At 65.0% G+C, this 20,841-nt stretch carries 20 protein-coding genes; 11 read left to right on the plus strand and 9 right to left on the minus strand.

The genetic code is table 11. The features are described from left to right. Window positions 1-24: 24 nt before the first annotated feature. On the plus strand, window positions 25-777 hold the full coding sequence (locus AC4PTO_RS01290; protein WP_492731148.1) for a sulfite exporter TauE/SafE family protein: 753 nt from the start codon (window positions 25-27) through the stop codon (window positions 775-777). Between the two features lie 18 nt (window positions 778-795). Here the strand turns inward: AC4PTO_RS01290 and AC4PTO_RS01295 are convergent, their stop codons facing one another. Together AC4PTO_RS01295 and AC4PTO_RS01300 are read right to left on the minus strand one after the other, a co-directional pair. Then, a complete protein-coding gene (locus AC4PTO_RS01295; protein ID WP_492731151.1) occupies window positions 796-1,911 on the minus strand; it encodes a Hint domain-containing protein in 1,116 nt (371 codons plus the stop codon). A gap of 3 nt (window positions 1,912-1,914) precedes the next feature. Next, entirely contained in the window at window positions 1,915-3,495 is a 1,581-nt protein-coding gene (locus tag AC4PTO_RS01300) for a Hint domain-containing protein (protein ID WP_492731153.1), read from the minus strand. Between the two features lie 269 nt (window positions 3,496-3,764). Between AC4PTO_RS01300 and dapE the strand changes: the two genes are divergently transcribed. Together dapE and rnr are read left to right on the plus strand one after the other, a co-directional pair. Next, window positions 3,765-4,907 carry a succinyl-diaminopimelate desuccinylase gene (gene dapE / locus AC4PTO_RS01305; RefSeq protein WP_492731155.1) on the plus strand — a complete coding sequence of 381 codons (1,143 nt, stop codon included), beginning with the start codon at window positions 3,765-3,767 and terminating at the stop codon, window positions 4,905-4,907. 76 nt (window positions 4,908-4,983) lie between these two features. Next, window positions 4,984-7,242 (plus strand): ribonuclease R, encoded by a 2,259-nt coding sequence (gene rnr / locus AC4PTO_RS01310; RefSeq protein ID WP_492731157.1) that lies wholly within the window; start codon window positions 4,984-4,986, stop codon window positions 7,240-7,242. Between the two features lie 8 nt (window positions 7,243-7,250). On the opposite strand, the gene AC4PTO_RS01315 is transcribed toward rnr, so the two are convergent. Further along, window positions 7,251-8,828 (minus strand): phospholipase D family protein, encoded by a 1,578-nt coding sequence (locus AC4PTO_RS01315; RefSeq protein WP_492731159.1) that lies wholly within the window; start codon window positions 8,826-8,828, stop codon window positions 7,251-7,253. A 114-nt stretch (window positions 8,829-8,942) separates the two neighbouring features. Next, entirely contained in the window at window positions 8,943-10,541 is a 1,599-nt protein-coding gene (locus tag AC4PTO_RS01320; RefSeq protein WP_492731161.1) for a phosphoenolpyruvate carboxykinase, read from the minus strand. Between the two features lie 335 nt (window positions 10,542-10,876). On the opposite strand from AC4PTO_RS01320, the gene AC4PTO_RS01325 reads away from it, so the two are divergent. From AC4PTO_RS01325 to AC4PTO_RS01355, 7 genes are read left to right on the plus strand one after another with little or no spacing between them, the layout of a single operon-like run. Next, window positions 10,877-11,578: a response regulator transcription factor gene (locus AC4PTO_RS01325; RefSeq protein WP_492731163.1), complete on the plus strand. Its 702-nt coding sequence runs from the start codon at window positions 10,877-10,879 to the stop codon at window positions 11,576-11,578. Then, on the plus strand, window positions 11,575-13,302 hold the full coding sequence (locus AC4PTO_RS01330) for a sensor N-terminal transmembrane domain-containing protein (protein WP_492731165.1): 1,728 nt from the start codon (window positions 11,575-11,577) through the stop codon (window positions 13,300-13,302). Before AC4PTO_RS01325 ends, AC4PTO_RS01330 begins: the two co-directional genes overlap by 4 nt. Continuing rightward, window positions 13,299-13,733: an HPr kinase/phosphorylase gene (locus AC4PTO_RS01335; protein WP_492731167.1), complete on the plus strand. Its 435-nt coding sequence runs from the start codon at window positions 13,299-13,301 to the stop codon at window positions 13,731-13,733. The genes AC4PTO_RS01330 and AC4PTO_RS01335 overlap by 4 nt, the downstream gene beginning before the upstream one ends. Next, window positions 13,730-14,653: an RNase adapter RapZ gene (rapZ, locus tag AC4PTO_RS01340; RefSeq protein ID WP_492731169.1), complete on the plus strand. Its 924-nt coding sequence runs from the start codon at window positions 13,730-13,732 to the stop codon at window positions 14,651-14,653. Before AC4PTO_RS01335 ends, rapZ begins: the two co-directional genes overlap by 4 nt. Then, window positions 14,650-15,051 carry a PTS sugar transporter subunit IIA gene (locus tag AC4PTO_RS01345; protein WP_492731171.1) on the plus strand — a complete coding sequence of 134 codons (402 nt, stop codon included), beginning with the start codon at window positions 14,650-14,652 and terminating at the stop codon, window positions 15,049-15,051. Before rapZ ends, AC4PTO_RS01345 begins: the two co-directional genes overlap by 4 nt. Beyond that, complete coding sequence (locus AC4PTO_RS01350) at window positions 15,051-15,320, plus strand: HPr family phosphocarrier protein (protein ID WP_492731174.1); 270 nt, start codon at window positions 15,051-15,053, stop codon at window positions 15,318-15,320. The genes AC4PTO_RS01345 and AC4PTO_RS01350 overlap by 1 nt, the downstream gene beginning before the upstream one ends. Before the next feature lie 23 nt (window positions 15,321-15,343). Next, on the plus strand, window positions 15,344-16,234 hold the full coding sequence (locus AC4PTO_RS01355) for a lysophospholipid acyltransferase family protein (RefSeq protein WP_492731176.1): 891 nt from the start codon (window positions 15,344-15,346) through the stop codon (window positions 16,232-16,234). Here the strand turns inward: AC4PTO_RS01355 and AC4PTO_RS01360 are convergent. Then, the gene (locus tag AC4PTO_RS01360) at window positions 16,201-17,076 is read right to left on the minus strand and encodes a 3-hydroxybutyryl-CoA dehydrogenase (protein WP_492731179.1); all 876 of its coding nucleotides are present in this window, start codon (window positions 17,074-17,076) and stop codon (window positions 16,201-16,203) included. The genes AC4PTO_RS01355 and AC4PTO_RS01360 overlap by 34 nt on opposite strands. Before the next feature lie 153 nt (window positions 17,077-17,229). Between AC4PTO_RS01360 and AC4PTO_RS01365 the strand changes: the two genes are divergently transcribed. Beyond that, window positions 17,230-18,051 (plus strand): DUF6473 family protein, encoded by an 822-nt coding sequence (locus AC4PTO_RS01365; protein WP_492731181.1) that lies wholly within the window; start codon window positions 17,230-17,232, stop codon window positions 18,049-18,051. Between the two features lie 131 nt (window positions 18,052-18,182). Here AC4PTO_RS01365 and AC4PTO_RS01370 read toward each other — a convergent pair whose 3' ends face one another. From AC4PTO_RS01370 to AC4PTO_RS01385, 4 genes are all read right to left on the minus strand, one after another. After that, the gene (locus tag AC4PTO_RS01370) at window positions 18,183-19,109 is read right to left on the minus strand and encodes an electron transfer flavoprotein subunit alpha/FixB family protein (RefSeq protein WP_492731183.1); all 927 of its coding nucleotides are present in this window, start codon (window positions 19,107-19,109) and stop codon (window positions 18,183-18,185) included. Next, on the minus strand, window positions 19,109-19,867 hold the full coding sequence (locus tag AC4PTO_RS01375; RefSeq protein ID WP_492733493.1) for an electron transfer flavoprotein subunit beta/FixA family protein: 759 nt from the start codon (window positions 19,865-19,867) through the stop codon (window positions 19,109-19,111). The genes AC4PTO_RS01370 and AC4PTO_RS01375 overlap by 1 nt, the downstream gene beginning before the upstream one ends. A gap of 181 nt (window positions 19,868-20,048) precedes the next feature. Continuing rightward, window positions 20,049-20,621: a cob(I)yrinic acid a,c-diamide adenosyltransferase gene (locus AC4PTO_RS01380; RefSeq protein WP_492731185.1), complete on the minus strand. Its 573-nt coding sequence runs from the start codon at window positions 20,619-20,621 to the stop codon at window positions 20,049-20,051. Between the two features lie 3 nt (window positions 20,622-20,624). After that, window positions 20,625-20,828, minus strand: coding sequence for a twin transmembrane helix small protein (locus AC4PTO_RS01385; RefSeq protein WP_492731186.1), 204 nt, complete (start codon window positions 20,826-20,828; stop codon window positions 20,625-20,627). Window positions 20,829-20,841 lie beyond the last annotated feature (13 nt).

The raw sequence follows: 20,841 nt of genomic DNA on the forward strand, positions 1-20,841 counted from the left end.
CGCGCAATCAGGATGGGACCGCGCATGTTCACGCTCGAGATCTGGCAACTGGCCCTTGCGTTCGGGGTGACGCTGTTTGCGGGCTTCGTGAAAGGGGCGGTCGGCTTTGCCATGCCGATGATCATGCTTTCGGCCTTCGGCTCGTTCCTTCCGCCCGAGACGGCGCTTGCGCTGTTGATCGTGCCGACGCTGGTCACCAATCTTGCGCAGGCCTTCCGGCAAGGGATGCGCGCGGCATGGGATTCGACGCTGAAATACCGGCTGCATATCGCGATGCTGGTGATCTTCATCCCGATCAGCGCGGCGTTCGTGCGGGTCATTCCCCAGCCGTTGATGCTGCTGTTGCTGGGCGGGCCGATCATCTGGTTCGCCGCCGTCCAGCTGATGGGCCGGTCGCTTGCCATCCGGATCGAGCATCGCCGCCGCGCCGAGGCCGGGCTGGGGATCGTTGGCGGGCTTTACGGTGGGATCTCGGGAATATGGGGGCCGCCGCTGATCGTGTTCCTGCTGTCGACCGGGGCGGGCAAGCAAGAGATGATCCGGGTGCAGGGCGTCGTCTTCCTGATCGGTGCGGTCGTGCTGATGGTGTCGCATCTGTTCTCGGGCGTTCTGAACGCGCAGACGCTGCCCTTGTCGGTGCTGATGGTGATCCCGGCGGTGATCGGATTATGGGCCGGCTTTGCCGCGCAGGACCGGCTGGACCCGGTGCGGTTCCGGCGCTGGACGCTGGTCTTGCTGCTTCTGACGGGCCTCAACCTGGTGCGCCGCGCGTTCTGAGGCGCAGCCGCAGCCGGGTCAGGCGGCCACCGGGCCACGGGCCTGCGCGCGCATCGCGGTCAGGGTGCGGGCCTCGTATTCATGCAGGACACGCCGGGGTGGGGCCGCGTGGCACGGCAAGGTTCCCGCCGCCGCCAGATCCGCCAGAACGCCGTTTGCCGCAAGCGCGGGGCGCAGGGCCATGCCGCCGGGATCGAGCGATTCGATCAGGCATCCATCGGCGATCAGCAGGTGGTGATCGGTCAGCAGAATCCCGTGCCAGTTCAGGGCTGCGGGCCGGTCCGGCTGCAACGCCGTGCAGCCATCGACAAGGTGGCGTGCCTCGGCCAGGACCTCTTCCTCGCCACACAGATATTCGACAAGCGATCCCGACAGAGCAAGCCGGTGATGCGGCAGCACCCACAGGTCGCGTGTCTTGCCGAAGGCGGGGGCGCACAGCCGCACCGGGCGCAAGGCGCCTAGGGTGGGCAGGCTGACGCGGCCGGACCACAGTACGGGCTGCGCTCCCGCATCGGCGGTCTCTACCAGATCGCCCGTGCGGATGGCGCCCGCCGGACGCGGCCCCGTGGGGGTTTCGATCGGGGTCGAGGGGGCGAAACAGGCGCCGGGCCCTACCGGGTGCAGATGATCGCCAAGCGCGACCCAATCCACGCGCGGGCCGATCCGCGCCCCTCCGGTGCCGGTCAGAAGCGTCTCCAGATCCTCGCGCGGCATGGGAAGCGGATCGAGGCCGACCTGTTGGCGCAGCGTTCCCTGATCCAGCGCCTCCAGCACCAGAAGGCTTTGCCGTTCGGGGCCGTTCCAGCGCCAGACAAGTCGCATACGCCCGCCGGCTCCGATCTCGTCGCTGGCATCTATGGATAGGGCGTGGAAGGCGTTGCCCTGCCGCTGGATCAGTGCGATTCGGCCTTCGGCCGTGGTCGAGAGCGACAGGAAGCGCGGCCAGCCATCCTGCCGGGCCAGATGCAACAAGGGCAGGATGTCGGTTTCGCCGCGCATCAGCGTGAATTCCATCATCAGCGTGCCGCACGACACCAGTGCCGCAGGACGGCGCTGATCGAGCGCCGTGCCCGGCTCTCCTGCGCGGTAGGCGGCCAGCCAGCCTTCGTATCCGGTGCCATGCATCTGTGCCATCGGTCAGGCCGCCTCTGCCTGTGACAGAAGTACCTGCGCCTCATAGCCCTTCAGCAGGCGCCGTGCGGCAGGGCTGTAGCCAGCGCCTGTCCTCGGGTCGAGTTCGGGGAAGATCGCGCAGATCTCTTGCTGGACGGCGGCTTCGAAACCGCCAAGGACATGGGGGCCGGGCAGGAAGCTTTCGGTGGCAAGCCCGGCCGACCAGACCACCTGATGGCGGTCGAACAGGATGTGGACATACTCCACGGTGCCGCCCTCGACGATGGTCACGCTGCGGCCGTTCACCAGATCCTTCGCGGCGACAAGCACCTCGGTATCGCCGAACAGAAGCTCGGCCAGGTGATCGCGCACAAGCACGCGATGCTGGGGCGATACCATCAGCGTCTGATGCGCGCCGAAGGCCCCGGCGCTGATGCGGATCGGGGCATGGGCCCCCATGGCCGCAACGCTCCGCCGGCCGACCCAACGCAGCGGCTGCGGGCCGTCATCATGCGTCAGCACCAGATCGCCGGGCCGGAGCATTTCGACCGGTCGGTGCCCGTCGGGCGTGGCAATCCGCGTTCCGGCCACGAAGCAGGGCACGGTGGTGACCGTAACAAAGCCCGTATCGGTCAACCCGGTCGAGCTTTGGATCCCGTAGGTGAAACTGATCGTATCGGTATCGGCATCCGCCGTGATCGAGAAGGTTCCATCGGCGTTCAGCGTGACCTGCTCGCCCGAGGCCAGCGTTACCGTATCGCCTGCGCTGACTGCCACGCCGTTGATATGTGTGATCGTCAGCGTACCGCCGGTGAAGTTCAGATCGTTGCTCAGGACATCCACGACGCGCGTCTGGTCGGGGAACATCTCGACCACGTCTTCCATGGCGATCAGCGAGGTCTGAAGACTGTCACCCGCGATCAGCAGGTTGGAATCGTAGTTCGAATCCGATGCATCCGCGATGCCGATACGGATGGAGTTGGTTACCCCCGGGTTGACCGGAAAAGTCAGCGTCATGGTGACCGTGAAGCCATCCATCTCGGTGTTGTAGTCGTCGTTCTGGTTGGAGATGAAAAGGTTTTCGTTGTTGTTCCCGTTGATGTTCGTGACCGAGGTGTTGCCGTTGCCCACCACCAGATCGACGGGTGCGCCGTTCACCCAGACCCCCACGATATCGTTGTAGATCGAGTTGACGTATTCGGGATATTCTTCAGAGGAAAAGACGAACTGGATCGTCATCACGTTGCCGGTCGGCACGAAATCCACGTCCAGCCAGGCCGCGTCATAGGTGCGCGTGCCGGCAAGATCGTCGAAATCGTCGTCGCCGTTCCGTCCGCTGGTATTGGTCGATGTGCTGGACGAACGGTTCGGGTCGCCGTTGCGCTGCGTGAAATCGGTCACATAGCCGGTCGACAGGATCACGCCGGTATCCGAGGGCGTGACATCCGGAGAGATCGTGTCGCCATTGCTCCAGATGGCCGAGGACCGGCTGTCTCCGGTATAGCTGGCGCGGGTGACCGTCACTCCAGAACCGAAAATGGCCTGCGCCATCTGCATCGCAGAGGCGTTGGTGTTATAGGTCAACTCGCTGCCATTTACCGGCATTTCCGCCCCCAATCCCTTGGAGGCAGTGCAAACACTGACTGAAAGCTCTGGCTCTCAGCCAGATATGGACTACTCGATCGGAACTCTTTGGTTCCTTGTGCTTGCCCCGCCTCGGGAGTTTATTTTTTGTTAATTTATGGCGCAACCCTGCCGGATTGCGACGTTTTCTTTTCAAATGGTGATTCGATTCGCACGGCGGTGGTATGCGTGCAACAGTTGTGCGGATGCGCAGCGGCGGCTAAGCCTTGCGCAAGATACAGGAGACCGCCATGCCGCTCGATCCGGTCAAGCTGACCGCGGAGCTGATCCGCTGCCCTTCGGTAACGCCTTTCGAAGGCGGTGCGCTGCAACTGCTGGAGAAGGTCCTGTCGCAGGCCGGGTTCGAATGTGTGCGGGTCGACCGCAACGGTATCGCCAATCTTTTTGCCCGCTGGGGCGCGGCGGGGGCCGTGCGCAGTTTCGGCTTCAACGGCCATACCGACGTGGTGCCGGCAGGCGATACCGCGGCCTGGACGCAAGATCCGTTCGGAGGAGAGATCCGTGACGGTATCCTTTGGGGGCGCGGCGCGACGGATATGAAATCGGGCGTCGCGGCCTTCGTCGCGGCAGCGGTGGACTTTGTCACCCTCACGCCGCCCGACGGCGCGGTCATCGTGACGATCACCGGCGACGAAGAGGGGGCGGGGCTGGACGGCACCCGCGCGATCCTGGACTGGATGGACCGGCAGGAAGAGCGGATGGCCGTCTGCCTTGTGGGTGAACCGACCTGCCCCGAACGCATGGGCGAGATGATGAAGATCGGCCGGCGCGGCTCGATGACCTTCTTCATCGAGGCGACGGGCGTGCAGGGCCATTCGGCCTATCCGCACCGGGCGAAGAACCCGCTGCATGCGCTGGTGACGCTTCTGGCGCGGATGACCGAACGGCCGCTGGACGAAGGCACCGCCCACTTCGATGCCTCGACCCTGCAGATCACCACCATTGATTGCGGCAACCCGGCCAATAACGTGATCCCGGCCAAGGCGTCGGCTACGGTGAACATCCGCTTCAACGATGCCCATTCCAGCGCCGACCTGACCCGTTGGGCCGAGGGCCTTATGACTACAGCCGAGGCCGAAACCGGGGTCGGTTTCGCGCTGCGCACCGAGGTGTCGGGCGAAAGCTTCCTGACTCCGCCGGGCGATTTCGTCGATCTGGTAGCCGAGGCCGTCGCGGCAGAGACCGGCCTGCGCCCGGTGCTTTCGACCTCGGGCGGCACATCGGATGCGCGTTTCGTCAAGGATCACTGCCCTGTCGTCGAATTCGGCCTTGTGGGCCGGACGATGCATCAGGTCGACGAGCGGGTCGAGGTGGCGCAGATCGGGCAGCTCAAGCAGGTCTATCTGCGTATCCTGCAGGACTATTTCGCCTGACCGGCATTCCCGCGCGGACCGGGCGGAACATATCACGCAACATGACGCGGCATTCGGGCCGTGATAAGGCTGAGCCATGACCCAGATCCCGACCAAGCAGCAGATCCTCGACTGGCTTGCCGACAATCCCGGCGCCGGGGCAAAGCGCGATATCGCCAAGGCCTTCGGGATCAAGGGCGCGGAGCGGATCGAGCTGAAGCGCCTGCTGAAGGAGATGGCGGCCGAGGGTCTGCTGGAGCGGCGCAAGCGCAGCTACCGCGATGCCGAAAAGCTGCCGCCGGTCAGCGTGGTGCAGATCCTGCCGCCCGATGCCTCGGGCGATCAGTTTGCCCGCGCCATGGAATGGAGCGGCGAGGGCGATCCGCCGCGCATCCTGTTCTTGCCCCGCGCCTCGGACCCGGCCCTGGCCGGGGGCGACCGCATCCTGGCCCGCCTGCAAGAGGTCGGCGGTGAGGATTACGGCTATGAGGCGCGGCTGATCCGCAAGATCGGCAGTGCCGCGCATAAGGTGGTGGGCATCTTCCGCAAGACGGCCGAGGGCGGGCGCATCCTGCCCATCGACAAGGGCGACGACAAGGAATGGCAGGTCGAGCCGGGCCAGACCCTCGATGCGCGCGACGGGGAACTGGTCGAGGCCGAGCGCGCGGGCCCCAAGGGGCGGCTCGGGCTTCCGCGCTCGCGCATCACCGAACGGCTGGGCGATCCGGCGGCGCCGCGGGCGGTGTCGCTGATTGCGATCCACCAGCATGGCATTCCCGACGATTTTCCCGATGCGGTGATCGCCGAGGCCGACGCGGCCGAACCTGCCCCGCTTGGCGGGCGCGAGGATCTGCGCGATCTGCCCCTTGTCACGATCGACCCCGCTGATGCGCGCGACCGGGACGATGCCTGCCTTGCGATCCGCGACGACGATCCGGCGAATGAGGGCGGCTTCGTGCTTTGGGTCGCCATTGCCGATGTCGCGCATTATGTGCGCCCCGGTAGCGCGCTGGACCGCGAGGCGCGCAACCGCGGAAACTCGACCTATTTCCCCGACCGGGTGGTGCCGATGCTGCCCGACCGGCTTTCGGGCGATCTGTGCAGCCTGCATGAATTCGTGCCGCGCGCCTGCCTTGCGGTGCGCATCAAGATCGACAGCGCGGGCAACAAGATCTCGCACCGGTTCACGCGGGGGCTGATGAAATCCGTGGCCTCGCTGGAATATGCCGAGGTGCAGGCCGCGCGCGACGGCGCTCCGTCCGAACGCCTGACGCCCCTGATGGAAGAGGTCATCGCACCGCTTTACGAATGCTACAACGCGCTGACCCGCGCCCGTGCCGCGCGCCAGCCGCTGGAGCTTGACCTGCCCGAACGCCAGATCGTGATCGACGAGGAGGGCAAGGTCGCCTCGGTCGCCTTCAAGGAGCGGCTCGATGCCCATCGCCTGATCGAGGAGTTCATGGTGCTGGCCAATGTCGCCGCGGCCGAAGAGTTGCAACGCCTGCGCCGCCCGCTGCTTTACCGCGTCCACGAAGAGCCAAGCCCCGAAAAGCTTGATGCGCTGCGCGAGGTGGCCGAGGCCTCGGGCTTCTCGCTTGCCAAGGGGCAGGTGCTGAAGACCGCGCATCTGAACCGGCTTCTGGCGCAGGCCGAGGGCAGCGAGTTCGACGAGCTGCTCAACATCACCACGCTGCGCGCGATGACGCAGGCCTATTACCACCCGCAGAACCTTGGCCATTTCGGTCTGGCGCTGCGGTCTTACGCGCATTTCACCTCGCCCATCCGGCGCTATTCGGACCTGATCGTGCATCGCGCGCTGATCGCGGCGCATGGCTGGGGCGACGATGGCCTGAGCCCGGCCGATATCGAGGTGCTGGAAGAGACCGCAAAGCATATCTCGGATACCGAGCGGCGCTCGATGGCGGCCGAACGGGACACGACCGACCGCTATCTGGCCGCCTATCTGGCCGACCGGGTGGGCAGCGAGTTCACGGGCCGGATCAGCGGGGTGCAGCGTTTCGGCGCCTTCGTGAAGCTGGACGAGACGGGGGCAGACGGGCTGATCCCCGTGCGCTCGATCGGGCGCGAGTTCTTCCATTACGACCGCGACGGACAGGCGCTGCGCGGCGCCGACAGCGGGCTTGAGATCGGCGTGGGCCAACGGGTGACGGTGCGCCTGGCCGAGGCGGTTCCGATGACCGGCGGGCTGATGCTGGAACTGCTGGAGCTTGAGGGCAAGCCCCTGCCCGCGGGTGGGCGCGGCGGCAAGGGGGGCGTGCGCGGGCGCAAGTCGGCGGCGCAAAAGGCGCGGGACCGCGGGGTCGCGCGCAAGGTCAAGCGCAGCCGGAAGAAATAGGCCGGGGCCTAAAGCATCCACTCGATCGGCAGCCATGAGGCGATGACGACAAAGGCGCGCTGCGGCCACGAGGTCTGCGGCTCTCGCGTCAGCGGGGGCATGCCCGGCCGTGTCCAGCGCAGCCGCAGCGTTCGCGTCAGCGACAGACGCCAGGCGTTGCGCGGCACCTCGCGCAGGAAGCCTTCCACGATTTCCCCGGCGACTGCCTCGGAGTCGATCACCACGCCAAGCTCGGTGTTCAGACGCAGTGAGCGGGGGTCGAAGTTGAACGAGCCGATGAAGACGCGGCGCCGGTCGACGACGAAAACCTTTGCGTGCAGCTTGTTGCGCGAAAACGGAGAGGTGCCCTTGATCCGCTTGCCCAGAAGGTCGGGATGGGCGCGGCCTGCGGTGGCGTCAGGGGTATATTCATAAAGCTCGACCCCGGCACGCAGCAGGGGCCTGCGCCAATGGGCATAGCCGGCATGCACGATGCCCACATCGGTGCTGGCGAATGAATTGGTCAGGATCCGCACACGCACCCCGCCCCGCGCGAAGCGCCGCAGCGCCATCGCCCCGCTGCGGGTCGGCACGAGATAGGGCGATATCAGCAACAGTTCGGTCTCGGGCCTGCCAAGCGAGCGGCGCAGATAGCGCCAGAGCATGTCACGGGCATGCGCGCGTCCGTGAACCTTTTCGGGCGGATCGGAAATCAGCGTGGCCTTGCACCATTTCAGGGGGATCTCGCCGCGCAGCAGGCGCCCGGCGAAACTGGTTTCGCGCAGGGCCGCGTGATATGCGCGCGCCTCGGGGCGCGACAGAAGCGTCGCCTCGGCCTCGGACAGGGCCTGCGCGCGCGAGGGCGCGACGGGGCGCAGGATCGCGCGGGCGGGGATCGCGGGGGCCGCGTTCCAGTAGGTGTCGAACTGCGCCGCGACATCGGCCACCACGGGACCGGCGGCGGCAATGTCCATATCCATGAAGAAGTTGCCCGACAGCGTGCTGTAGTAATCGTCCCCGATATTGCGCCCGCCCAGGATCGTGACTGTGCCGTCGAAGATCATCGCCTTGTTGTGCATGCGCCGGTTGAGGCGGGCGAAATCCGACAGGTAGCCAAGCACCCGCGCTCGGCGCATCGGGAAGGGGTTGAACAGGCGCACCTCGATATTCTCCTCGGCGTCGAGAAGGGCGAGCATATCGTCCTGGCCCGCGGTGCCGTTGTCGTCCAGCAGCAGCCGCACCCGAACCCCGCGTCGGGCCGCGGCGCGCAGCGCGTTCAGCAGCAAAAGCCCCGCCGTGTCGGATTTCCAAAGGTAATATTGCGCGTCGATCGAGGTATCCGCGGCCTCGGCCATCTCGATCCGGGCGGCAAGCGCGTCCATCGGGTCGATCAGCATGTGGATGCCGTTCAGCCCCGGATGGGCCGCCAGCCCGCCGGACAGGGCGGCGGGAATGCGCGCGGCGGGATCGGGGGCAAGGGCCGTCGTCGCGGGATGCGGCCCCATGGGGCGGGGATGGCGGTGGCGCAGGGCGATGCGTGCCGCGGCCGCAAGGGCAAGCCCCGCGACCAGCGCGGCCAAAGCAAGGATCGGCGCCCCGTAGTGCATGGGCCCACTATGGACCCGCTGGCGGGCTGCGCAAAGGGGGATTGCCGGGGGCGGAAAATGCAAGCGGCCGGCATGGAACCCCATCCCGGCCACAGATCAGGTGCGATAATGCGCTCAGCCGATCGCGGCGGCCTTCACGTCCTCGTCGATGAAGGGGACGTATTGCGCGAAGTTGGCCGAGAACATTTCGACCAGCTTGGCGGCCTGCGCGTCATAGGCGGCCGGATCAGCCCAGGTCTTGCGCGGGTCGAGCAGCGTATCGTCGACATCATGGACCGAGACCGGAACCTCGAAGCCGAAGTTCGGATCCTTGCGGAAGGTCGCATCGTTGAGCGACCCGTCCAGCGCCGCGGTCAGAAGGGCGCGGGTGGCCTTGATCGGCATCCGCTTGCCGGTGCCATAGGCCCCGCCAGTCCAACCGGTATTGACCAGCCAGCAGCTCGAGCCGAAGGCGGCGATCTTCTTGCGCAGAAGGTTGCCATAGGCCTCGGGGCGGCGCGGCATGAAGGGGGCGCCGAAGCAGGTCGAGAAGGTCGGGAGCGGCTCGGTCACGCCGACCTCGGTGCCCGGCGTCTTCGAGGTGAAGCCCGACAGGAAGTGATACATCGCCTGCGCCGGCGTCAGCCGCGCGATCGGGGGCAGCACGCCATAGGCATCGCAGGTCAGCATGATGACGTTGCGCGGGTGGCCGCCAAGCGAGCTGTCCGAAGCGTTGGAGATATAGTCCAGCGGATAGGCACAGCGCATGTTGTCGGTCAGGCTGTTGTCCTCGAAGTCAAGCTCGAGGGTGTCCTTGTCGAAGACCATGTTCTCGACCACGGTGCCGAATTTCGAGCAGGTGGCGTAGATCTCGGGTTCGGCCTCGGGGTTGAGGTTGATGGTCTTGGCATAGCAGCCACCTTCGAAGTTGAAGGTGCCGCGATCCGACCAGCCATGTTCGTCATCGCCGATCAGCACGCGCGAGGGGTCGGCCGACAGCGTGGTCTTGCCGGTGCCCGACAGGCCGAAGAAGATGGCCGTGTCGCCCGCATCGCCGATCGCGTGGTTGGCCGAGCAGTGCATCGGCATCACGCCCTTTTCGGGCAGCAGGTAGTTCAGCAGCGTGAAGACGGATTTCTTGTTCTCGCCCGCATAGGCGGTGTTGCCGATCAGGATCAGCTTCTTCTCGAAGTTCAGCGCGATCACCGTTTCGCTGCGGCAGCCATGGCGCGCGGGATCGGCCTTGAAGCTGGGGCAGTTGATGATGGTGAATTCCTGCTGGAAGCCCGCGATCTCGTCGGCGTTGGGGCGGCGCAGCAGGTGGCGGATGAACAGCCCGTGCCAGGCCAGTTCGGTGACGACGCGAACGTCGAGGCGCAGTTCGGGATCGGCGCCGGCATAAAGGTCCTGAACGAAGAAATCCTTGCCTTTCATATGCGCCAGCATGTCGGCATGCAGCACATCGAATTTCGCCGGGTCCATCGGGGCGTTGTTTTCCCACCAGATCGAGTTTTCAACCCCCGCGGTGCGGACCACGAACTTGTCCTTGGGCGAGCGGCCGGTATGCTTGCCGGTGGTGCAGTAGAACGCGCCCCCCTTGCCAAGCGTGCCTTCGCCGCGGTTCAGCGCGGCTTCCACCAGCGCGGGTTCGATCAGGTTGTAATAAACGTTGCCCAGGCCGGAAATTCCTTGGTCTTCAAGCCGGTTCTCCGGGTTCACACGTCCATTGATCATCTGCAAGCTCCCGATGCCGCCGCGCGGCAGTTCTACGGTTCCTGGCGGTATCCAGGGCCAAGGGATACCGATCCGGCCGGGCAGAGCCCGGAGGATGCTCGCCCTATAACATGTCGGTTTCGTGATGGAACAGAAAGCATTGCCGTAGTTAGCGCAACCAGTGCCGGTTTAGCGCAACCACCACGAAAAGGTGAGGCAAATTAGTCAAACCTCCGGTTTTTTACGCTGTGCTGATTCGGGATTGACGGCCGATTCGAAACTCTTTGTTGATTCCACCCCCGGGAAAGCGGACAATGGCGCAAAACAACAATATGAGCAGTGAAGGATAGCCAAAGATGTCGAGAATCGCGCTGGTCGACGATGACCGCAATATTCTTACTTCGGTATCGATGACGCTCGAGGCCGAGGGATTCGAGGTCGAGACCTATAATGACGGCCAGGCCGCACTTGATGCGTTCAACAAGCGCATGCCGGACATGGCCGTGCTGGATATCAAGATGCCGCGCATGGACGGGATGGATCTGTTGCAGCGCCTGCGGCAGAAAACCTCGATGCCGGTGATCTTCCTGACCTCGAAGGACGATGAGATCGACGAGGTTCTGGGCCTGCGCATGGGCGCGGACGATTATGTGAAAAAGCCCTTTTCCCAGAGGCTTCTGGTCGAACGCATCCGTGCGCTGTTGCGCCGGCAGGAGGCGATCTCGACTGGTGAGGTCGCCACGAGCGAGGAAAACAAGGTCATCGTACGCGGCTCACTGACGATGGACCCGCTGCGCCATTCGGTAACCTGGAAGGGTAAGGAAGTCACCCTGACCGTCACCGAGTTCCTGCTGTTGCAGGCGCTCGCGCAGCGTCCGGGTTTCGTGAAGTCGCGCGATCAGCTGATGGACGTGGCCTATGACGATCAGGTCTATGTTGACGACCGCACCATCGACAGCCACATCAAGCGCCTGCGCAAGAAGATGCGCAGCGCCGATGACGAGTTTTCCGCCATCGAAACGCTTTACGGCATCGGCTATCGTTACAACGAAGAATGACAATCGCGGGACGGATAGGATTGGGTAGGGCCAGACCCAAAAGAGCCAAGCCGGATGTCGTGCTCGGCGAAGACTGGGTCTCGGCCGAGGTCGGGGAAGGTTTGGAGGAAAGCCGCCAGAAGCGTGGCTTCATCCTGATCAACCGCTCGCCGCTTGCCCGCAAGATCATCACGTTCAACCTGCTGGCGATGATCGTGCTTGTCGCCGGAGTTCTTTACCTGAATCCTTTCCGTGCCTCGCTGGTGTTGCAACGCGAAGTTGGTCTGGTGAATGAAGCGCAGCTGATCGCCGATGTGTTTGAGGCGATCCTGCCGGTGAATGTGCCGGTCAACATGGCGGCCGGCGATGGCATCGACGTGACCGACACCATTGCCGAGCTGGAGCTGCCCGACGGGGCGGAGCTGTTCGTTTTCGACCCCGGCAGCAACTTGATCGGCGGTTCCGACAGCGTTGCACGCCGGCCACCGGAAGAAGTTCATGGCTTCGGCGTCGATCATCGCTCGACCCTGATTACCGATTTCCTGAACCGCCTTTGGGAGGGGATCGCGGGGTTGTTCGCGGACAAGGGTGTCGACGGCGAACCCGCCAGCGTGCAGGAGATGGTGCGCGAACTGGTGCCGGAAGCCTTGGGTGGAACCACCCAGGTCGCTTCGCGCAAGACGCCGGCCGGGGCCGCGATTTTTGCGGTCGCCACGCCCGTGCGCCACGGAAACCAGGTGGTGGGCGTGGTCGGGCTGACCTCGGTCGCCGGCGAGATCGACCAGCTTGTCCGGGTGGAGCGCGAGCAGGTCCTGCAGATGTTCGTCATCGCGGTGATCGTGTCGATCGGCCTCAGCCTCGTGCTGGCCTCAACCATCGCCAACCCTCTGAGCGATCTGGCCGCCGCGGCCGAAATCGGGCGCGACAAGAACGCCCGCAAGATGAGCCCGTCGCGCGTGCGCATCCCCGACCTGACCGCACGGCCGGATGAGATCGGGCGGCTGTCGGGCGCGATGCGGGGCATGGTGGCGGCGCTTTACGACCGGATCGACGCGAACGAACAGTTCGCCGCCGATGTCGCGCATGAGATCAAGAACCCGCTGGCCTCGCTGCGTTCGGCGGTGGCCTCGCTGCACATGGTCAAGCGCGACGATCAGCGCGGCAAGCTTCTCGATGTGATCGACCATGACGTGCGCCGGCTGGACCGGCTGGTCAGCGACATCTCGAACGCGTCGCGGCTGGATTCCGAGCTGGTGAAAGAGGAAGAGGAAGCCTTCGATCTCATGAAGATGATCGGCAACCTCTCGGAATATCTTGGCAAGCAGGCCAACCAGAAGGGTGTCGAGTTCATCACGGACCTGCCCGACCACCCGATCCGGATCATGGGCCTCGAGGCGCGCCTGGCGCAGGTCTTCGTGAACCTCATCACCAACGCGATCTCGTTCTGCGAAGAGGGTGATGCGGTGCGCGTCTGGGCCCGGCAGCGTGAAAACCGCGTGCTTGTCGTGGTCGAGGATACCGGCCCCGGCATTCCCGACGAGGCCCTGGCCAAGGTGTTCCGGCGCTTCTACTCGCAGCGCCCCGAGGGCCAGTTCGGCGATCATTCCGGGCTGGGGCTTGCGATCTCGAAGCAGATCGTCGAGGCGCATGGCGGCGTGATCTGGGCCGAGAACGTGCGCCCGACCAATGCCGACATCACCTCGGAGCCGCTTGGCGCGCGCTTCGTGGTCGGCCTGCCGGTTTGAGTGCCGCACCGGAGGCAGCGGTCAATCTTCATGCGACTGCGGTCGCGCTTGACGCGGCGCGCGGGGTTCTGATCCTGGGCCGCTCGGGCGCGGGCAAATCCGCGCTCGGGCTTGAATTGATGGCACTGGGCGCGCAACTGGTCTCGGATGACCGGGTGGGTGTGGCGCGGCGGGACGGGGCGCTGTGGGCAAGCGCGCCGGCCGCGATCCGGGGCCGGATCGAGGCGCGGGGCATCGGCCTTCTGGAGGCGCCCCCCCTGGACACCGCGCGGCTGGTTCTGGTGGTCGATCTGGACCGCCCCGAACCCGACCGCCTGCCGCCGCACCGGGTGACCGAGATCCTGGGCATATCGCTGCCGCTGGTATTTTCCGCGCAGGGCTGTTCCCCTGCGGCAATTCTGCAATATCTAAAGGGCAGGAGGGTCGCATGAACGGGAATGACCGCGGGATCGATGCAAGAACCGGATTGCGGGTGGTGCTGGTCACCGGCCCGTCCGGTGCCGGCCGCTCGACCGCGATTTCGGCGCTGGAGGATCTGGGCTACGAGACGATCGACAACCTGCCGCTGAGCATGGTGCCGCGCCTTCTGGACGGGCCGATCGACCGCCCCGTGGCGCTTGGCATCGACGTGCGCAACCGCGATTTCTCGGCCACCGCGCTGATCGAGCTGATCGACAGGCTGACGCGCAACCCCGATCTGTGGCTTGAGGTGCTTTATCTGGACGCCTCGCTGGACGAGCTCATCCGCCGCTTCAGCGAGACGCGGCGGCGCCATCCGCTTGCGCCCTCGGATGCGCCCATGTCGGGGATCACGCAAGAGATCGACATCCTGACGCCGATCCGGGTGCGGGCCGATGTGCTGATCGACACGACCGGCCTGTCGCCGCACGATCTCAAGGCTGAACTCGCAAGCTGGTTCGATATCGGGCAGGTCGAAAGGCTGGCGGTGTCGCTGCACAGCTTTTCCTACAAGCGGGGCGTGCCGCGCGGCCTGGACATGATGTTCGACTGCCGCTTCCTGGCCAATCCGCACTGGGTGCCCGCGCTGCGCGAGGGGGACGGGCGCGACGCGGCCGTCGCGCAATATGTTGCCGACGATCCGCGATTCGAGACATTCTTCACGATGGTGCGCGATCTGTTGCTGTTTCTGCTGCCCGCGCATAGGGAAGAGGGCAAGAGTCACGTCGCCGTGGGCTTTGGCTGCACCGGAGGGCAACACCGTTCTGTTGCCGTAACGGAAAGCATGGCCAAAGCGCTTGCGGAGGCAGGGTGGCAGGTGTCTAAACGGCACCGGGAGCTTGAGCGCCGATCCATAGCGGCCGGCGCGGGGAAAACGGGAAGCGGCGCGTGATCGGGATCGTGATCGTGGCACATGGTGGTCTGGCGCGGGAGTACCTCGCCGCGGTCGAACATGTCGTCGGCCCGCAGGACGGGATTCGCGCCATCACCATAGAGGACGATCATGACCGTTCCGCGAAACAGGCGGAAATCCGTGCGGCGGCCGATGCGGTCGACAGCGGCGGCGGCGTCGTGGTGGTGACCGACATGTTCGGCGGCTCGCCGTCCAATCTCAGCCTGATGGCCTGCGAGGCCTGCGAGCGAGAGATCATCTATGGCGCCAATCTTCCGCTGTTGATCAAGCTTGCGAAATCGCGCAGCCTCGGCGTCCATGCGGCGGTGGCGGCGGCGCTGGATGCGGGGCGGAAATACATCAACAGCTATTCGGTATGCGGAACGAACGGGAAGTGATGGCGGTGAAGGTTCTCAAGATCATCAACGAAAAGGGCCTGCATGCGCGCGCCTCCGCGCGCTTCGTCGAGGTGGTCGAGGCGCATGACGCCCGCGCCGAGGTCGAGAAGGACGGAATGCAGGTTTCCGGCGATTCGATCATGGGGCTTTTGATGTTGGCAGCCTCGAAGGGAACCTCTATTGAGGTGAAGACCAGCGGCGCAGAGGCGGAAAAACTGGCCGTCGCGCTTGAAGAACTGGTCGCAAACCGCTTCGGCGAGGATTTCTGATCTCGCGCCGCGAGAGGGTTCAGGTGAACGACAGGCATGAAACCGCGCCCAAGGCGCCGATCTCGAAACCCTATGACAAGGGGCGGCTGTCCTATGCGGGCACCTTCACCAATCCGTGGAAATCGAATGCGATCCGCCTGATCGAATGGCTGACCGCCAAGATCACCCTGCTGCGCCTGATCCGCAAGTTCGAGCGCCGCGGCGCCCCCTTTGGTCAGCCGTTCTGGCCGCAGGCGCTCGAGATCATGGGGATCGAGGTTCTGACCCCTGCCGAGCAGGTGGCACGCATCCCCGCCACCGGGCCGCTTGTCGTGGTTGCCAATCACCCGCACGGCCTTGTCGACGGGATGGTGCTGGCCGAACTGATCGGGCGGGTGCGCACCGATTACAAGATCCTGACCCGCTCGCTTCTGACCGGCATCCCCGAGATCGCGGAATTCCTGATCCCGGTGCCCTTTCCGCATGAGGAGAACGCCCGCGAGGCCGGGCTGGAGATGCGCAACGCCTGCATGAGCCATCTGCGCAACGGCGGCGTCATCATCCTGTTCCCGGCCGGGCGCGTCGCCCATTCGGAAACCTTCTTTGGCCCCGCGATCGAGGGCGAGTGGAACCCCTTCACCGCGAAGATGCTGACGCGCTCGCAGGCGGCGGTTCTTCCGATCCGCTTTCCGGGGCACAACACGCGGCTCTATCAGATCGCCAACAAGCTTTCGGCGACGCTGCGCCAGGGGCTTCTGCTGCACGAGATCAAGGCCGCGCTGAACAAGCCGCAATCCCCGATCATCGGCGAAGCGATGAGCGCCGACGACATCCGCGAAAGCCTGCAAAATCCGCGCGGTTTCCTTGCCTGGCTGCGCGAGCACACGTTAGGGCTTGGGGATCACCGCGTGGGCACGGGGATTTCGCCGCGATAGTCGTAGAAGCCGCGTCCGCTCTTGCGTCCCAGCCAGCCCGCCTCGACATATTTTGTCAAGAGCGGACAGGGGCGATACTTGGTATCGGCCAGCCCGTCATGCAGCACGTTCATGATGGCAAGGCAGGTGTCGAGCCCGATGAAATCGGCCAGCTCCAAGGGCCCCATCGGGTGGTTCGCGCCCAGCTTCATCGACTCGTCGATCGAGCGCACGTTGCCCACCCCCTCGTAAAGCGTGTAGACCGCCTCGTTGATCATCGGCATCAGGATGCGGTTGACGATGAAGGCGGGGAAATCCTCGGCGCTTGCCGCGGTCTTGCCGATCTTCTCCACCACCGCCAGAAGTGCCTTGTAGGTCGCCTCGTCGGTGGCGATGCCGCGGATCAGTTCCACCAGCTGCATCACCGGCACGGGGTTCATGAAATGGAAGCCCATGAATTTCTCGGGCCGGTCGGTGCGCGAGGCCAGCCGCGTGATCGAGATCGACGAGGTGTTCGAGGTCAGGATCGTCTCGGGCTTCAGATGCGGCAGCAGATCCTCGAAGATCGCCTGCTTGACGGTCTCGCGCTCGGTCGCGGCCTCGATGATCAGATCGCAGCGGCCCAGATCGGTCAGCTTGAGCGTCGTGGAAATGCGCCCCAGCGTGGCGGCCTTGTCCGCAGCCGGGATCTTCCCGCGCGAGACCTGGCGTTCCAGGTTGCGCTCGATCAGCTCAAGCGCCTTGTCCAGGCTGTCCTGGCTGATATCGGTCATCAGCACCTCGAACCCCGCAAGCGCGAAGACATGCGCGATCCCGTTGCCCATCTGACCCGCACCCACGATCCCCACACTCTCAATGCTCATCCATGCGCCTCATTTTTTCCGCGTCTTGACAATAGGCACCCCACGCTGCTGGGCGCAAGCACGCGTGCGGCAAAGCCGGCATTTTCTCCTTAGGTGTTTGGCAAGAGTTCGCGGGCAGACTCATGGCGGGTGAGTCGATGACTGAGGTGGGAAATGACTTATGAATTTACGGGTTCGGGCGCATTGGACTATGCGCCTTGTCGCTATGGATGCTCGAAGCTCCTCTTTCGTGGTCCGCGGCGCAGCCTTGCCGGAGAATTCTGCTTGGCCCTGGGGGGTAGCGAAACATATGGCAAGTTCGTGGAGCATCCCTGGCCCGCGCTTCTGGAGCGGCGATTGCAGGTGCCTGTGGTAAATCTCGGTTACCTCAATGCGGGGCCGGATCTCTTCGCGCATGAGCCGTTCCTATCCGAAGTCACCAGGGCCGCAAGGATGTCGGTCATTCAGCTGATGGGGGCGGCGAATATGTCGAACCGCTTCTACGCGGTGCACCCACGGCGTAATGACCGCTTTCTGAGGGCATCGGCATTGATGCGCGATCTGTTCCCGGGTGCGGATTTTGCGGAATTCAGCTTCACGCGACACATGCTGGAAAGCCTGCACGATCAGGCTCCCGAAGCCTTCGCGCGGCTTGCGTCGGAACTGCAGGCAACCTGGGTTTCACGGATGCGGACCCTGCTTGACCGGATCGATGGCCCGAAGGTCATCCTTTGGCTGCGGGATTACTATACGCGGGCATGGTTGCCCCCCTTGGGAAGCGAACCGGCGCTGGTTACCGGGGCGATGGTGGACCACGTCCGGCCTTATGCCGATCTGGTCGTCGAGGTGACCCCGTCCCCGGCCGCGCGCCAGGCGGGTCTGGCAGGCATGGTCTTTCCACCGACAGAGGCGCCCGCCGCAGCCGACATGCCGGGGCCGCGCATCCATGAAGAAGTGGCTGAGGCACTTGCCCCGGTAATCACCAAATTGCTCTGACAAAAAAGGCCCCGCGATGATGCGGGGCCCTTCTGGTTCTGTGCTGCTCCGCGGGGACTTCACTCCGGGGCCGGGGCTTCTTCAGAGCGGAAATATCCTGCGGGGGTGTGGGGGTGCAAAACCCCCACCCGTCACAGCTTCTGCGTCAGCTCGGGGACCGCCGAGAACAGGTCCGCGACCAGGCCGTAATCGGCGACCTGGAAGATCGGCGCCTCCTCGTCCTTGTTGATCGCAACGATGACCTTGCTGTCCTTCATCCCCGCCAGGTGCTGGATCGCCCCCGAGATCCCCACCGCGATGTAAAGCTCGGGCGCCACGACCTTGCCGGTCTGGCCGACCTGCCAGTCGTTCGGTGCGTAGCCCGAATCCACCGCCGCGCGCGAGGCGCCCACCGCGGCGCCAAGCTTGTCCGCAAGTGCCGCGATCAGCGCGAAATCCGCCTCCGACCCGACACCGCGGCCACCGGACACCACGATCTTCGCCGAGGTCAGTTCCGGACGGTCCGACGCCGCAAGCTTGTCCTCCACCCAGGACGACAGCCCCGCATCCGCGCCCACCGCAACCGTCTCGACCGGCGCCGCGCCATCCGTCGCCGCCGCGTCGAAGCTTGTCGTGCGCAGCGTCAGAACCTTCACCTTGTCCGAGGACTTCACCGTCTGGATCGCGTTGCCCGCATAGACCGGCCGCTCGAACGTGTCGCCATCGACCACCGCCGTCACATCCGGGATCACCATCACGTCCAGCAGCGCCGCAACCCGCGGCAGCACGTTCTTGGCATCCGTCGTCGCCGGCGCCGCGATATGGCTGTAGCCCGCGCCAAGCGCCACGATCAGCGCCGCCGTCGGCTCCGCCAGGCGATGCCCGAGGCTCGCATCCTCGGCGCAAAGCACCTTCGCAACCCCCGCGATCTTCGCCGCTTCCGCCGCCGCATCGGACGCCTTCGCCCCCGCGCAGAGCACCGTCACATCGCCCAGGCCCCGCACCGCGCTGACCGCCTTGGCCGTCGCGTCCAGCGACAGGACACCGTCGGTCACCTCACCCAGAAGAAGAACCGCCATCAGATCACCCCCGCCTCTTTCAGTTTGCCCACAAGCTCGTCCACCGAGGCCACCTTGATCCCCGCCGAACGGCCCGCCGGCTCGCTCGTCTTCACCACGCTCAGCCGCGGCGTCACGTCCACGCCGTAATCGCCCGCCGTCTTCTCCTCCAGCGGCTTCTTCTTCGCCTTCATGATGTTGGGAAGGCTCGCATAGCGCGGCTCGTTCAGACGCAGGTCCGCCGTCACGATCGCCGGAAGCTTGACCGAGATCGTCTGCAACCCGCCATCGACCTCGCGCGTCACCTTCGCCGCATCGCCCGCAATCTCAAGCTCGGAGGCGAAGGTCGCCTGGCCCCAGCCCAGAAGCGCCGCCAGCATCTGGCCCGTCGCGTTCATGTCGTTGTCGATCGCCTGCTTGCCCGCGATCACGAGGCCCGGGCCCTCTTGCGCGACAACCTTCGCCAGGATCTTGGCCACCGCCAGCGGCTCGATATCCTGATGCACGTCATCGGCCGCAACCACCAGGATCGCACGGTCCGCACCCATCGCAAGCGCCGTGCGCAGCGTCTCCTGCGCCTGCTTCACACCCACCGAGACGACCACGACCTCCTCGGCCCCGCCCTTCTCCTTCAGACGGATCGCCTCTTCCACCGCAATCTCGTCGAACGGGTTCATCGACATCTTCACATTCGCAAGATCAACACCGCTCCCGTCCGCCTTAACGCGAACCTTAACGTTGTAGTCAATCACACGCTTGACAGGCACCAATACCTTCATTGGCATGCGTCTCCCTCAGGTTTGGATCCGCCCCGGAAGGGCGGTCGATTACGCTCTCGGCCGATTTGTTACCTGCTCATGTTCCGCAGGGACAGTCCAAAATCGACATTTTGGCGCCTTGAGACGTTACGTTGAGGAAATCGTTTGCGCTATCAGCGCTTGCGGGGCGGCATGGCGCCGTCTAGCGGTTGGCGCCGGGCACCCAGAGCACATCGGCGCGACCATCGTCATTGGCGATTCGAGAGGCGACGAAGAACCAGTCCGACAGGCGGTTAAGATATTTCACGGCCGCCGCATTCGTCGACTCCGTGGCCGAAAGCTCGACCGCTTCGCGTTCGGCGCGCCGGGCTACGGTGCGGCACAGGTGAAGATGGGTGGCAAGCGCCGATCCCGCGGGAAGGATGAAGCTGCGCAGCGGTTCAAGCCGCGCGATCATCGCGTCGATCTCGGCTTCGAGGCGACTGACCTGCGTGTCGACGATGCGCAGCACGGGATAACCGGCCTCGTGGTCGCGCTCCATGTCGGGGCGCGACAGGTCGGCGCCAAGGTCGAACAGGTCGTTCTGGATGCGCGCAAGGCTTTGCGTGACCTCGGGCGAGGCATGAAGCCGGGCGAGGCCCACGGTCGCGTTCAGCTCATCCACGGTGCCGTAGGCCTTCACGCGCCGCGCATGCTTGGCCACGCGCGTGCCGTCGGACAGCGCGGTTTCGCCGGCATCCCCGGTGCGGGTGTAGATCTTGTTCAGAACGACCATGGCTCAGCCTCCTTTGCGCAACCAGACGAACAGCAGGATCAGCGCGATCGCGATCGCCTGCGCGATGATGCGCAGCCGCATGATGCGGTTGGCGTGTTTGCGGTTGAAATCTCCGCCGCGTGCAAAGCCGCCGATGCCGATCATCAGGATCACCAGCACGGCCAGCGTCGCGGCGGCGACGATGTAGAAAAGCGGGTCGTTGCGCATCTTGCCCCCATGT

Source organism: Rhodobacter maritimus (genome assembly GCF_058747975.1).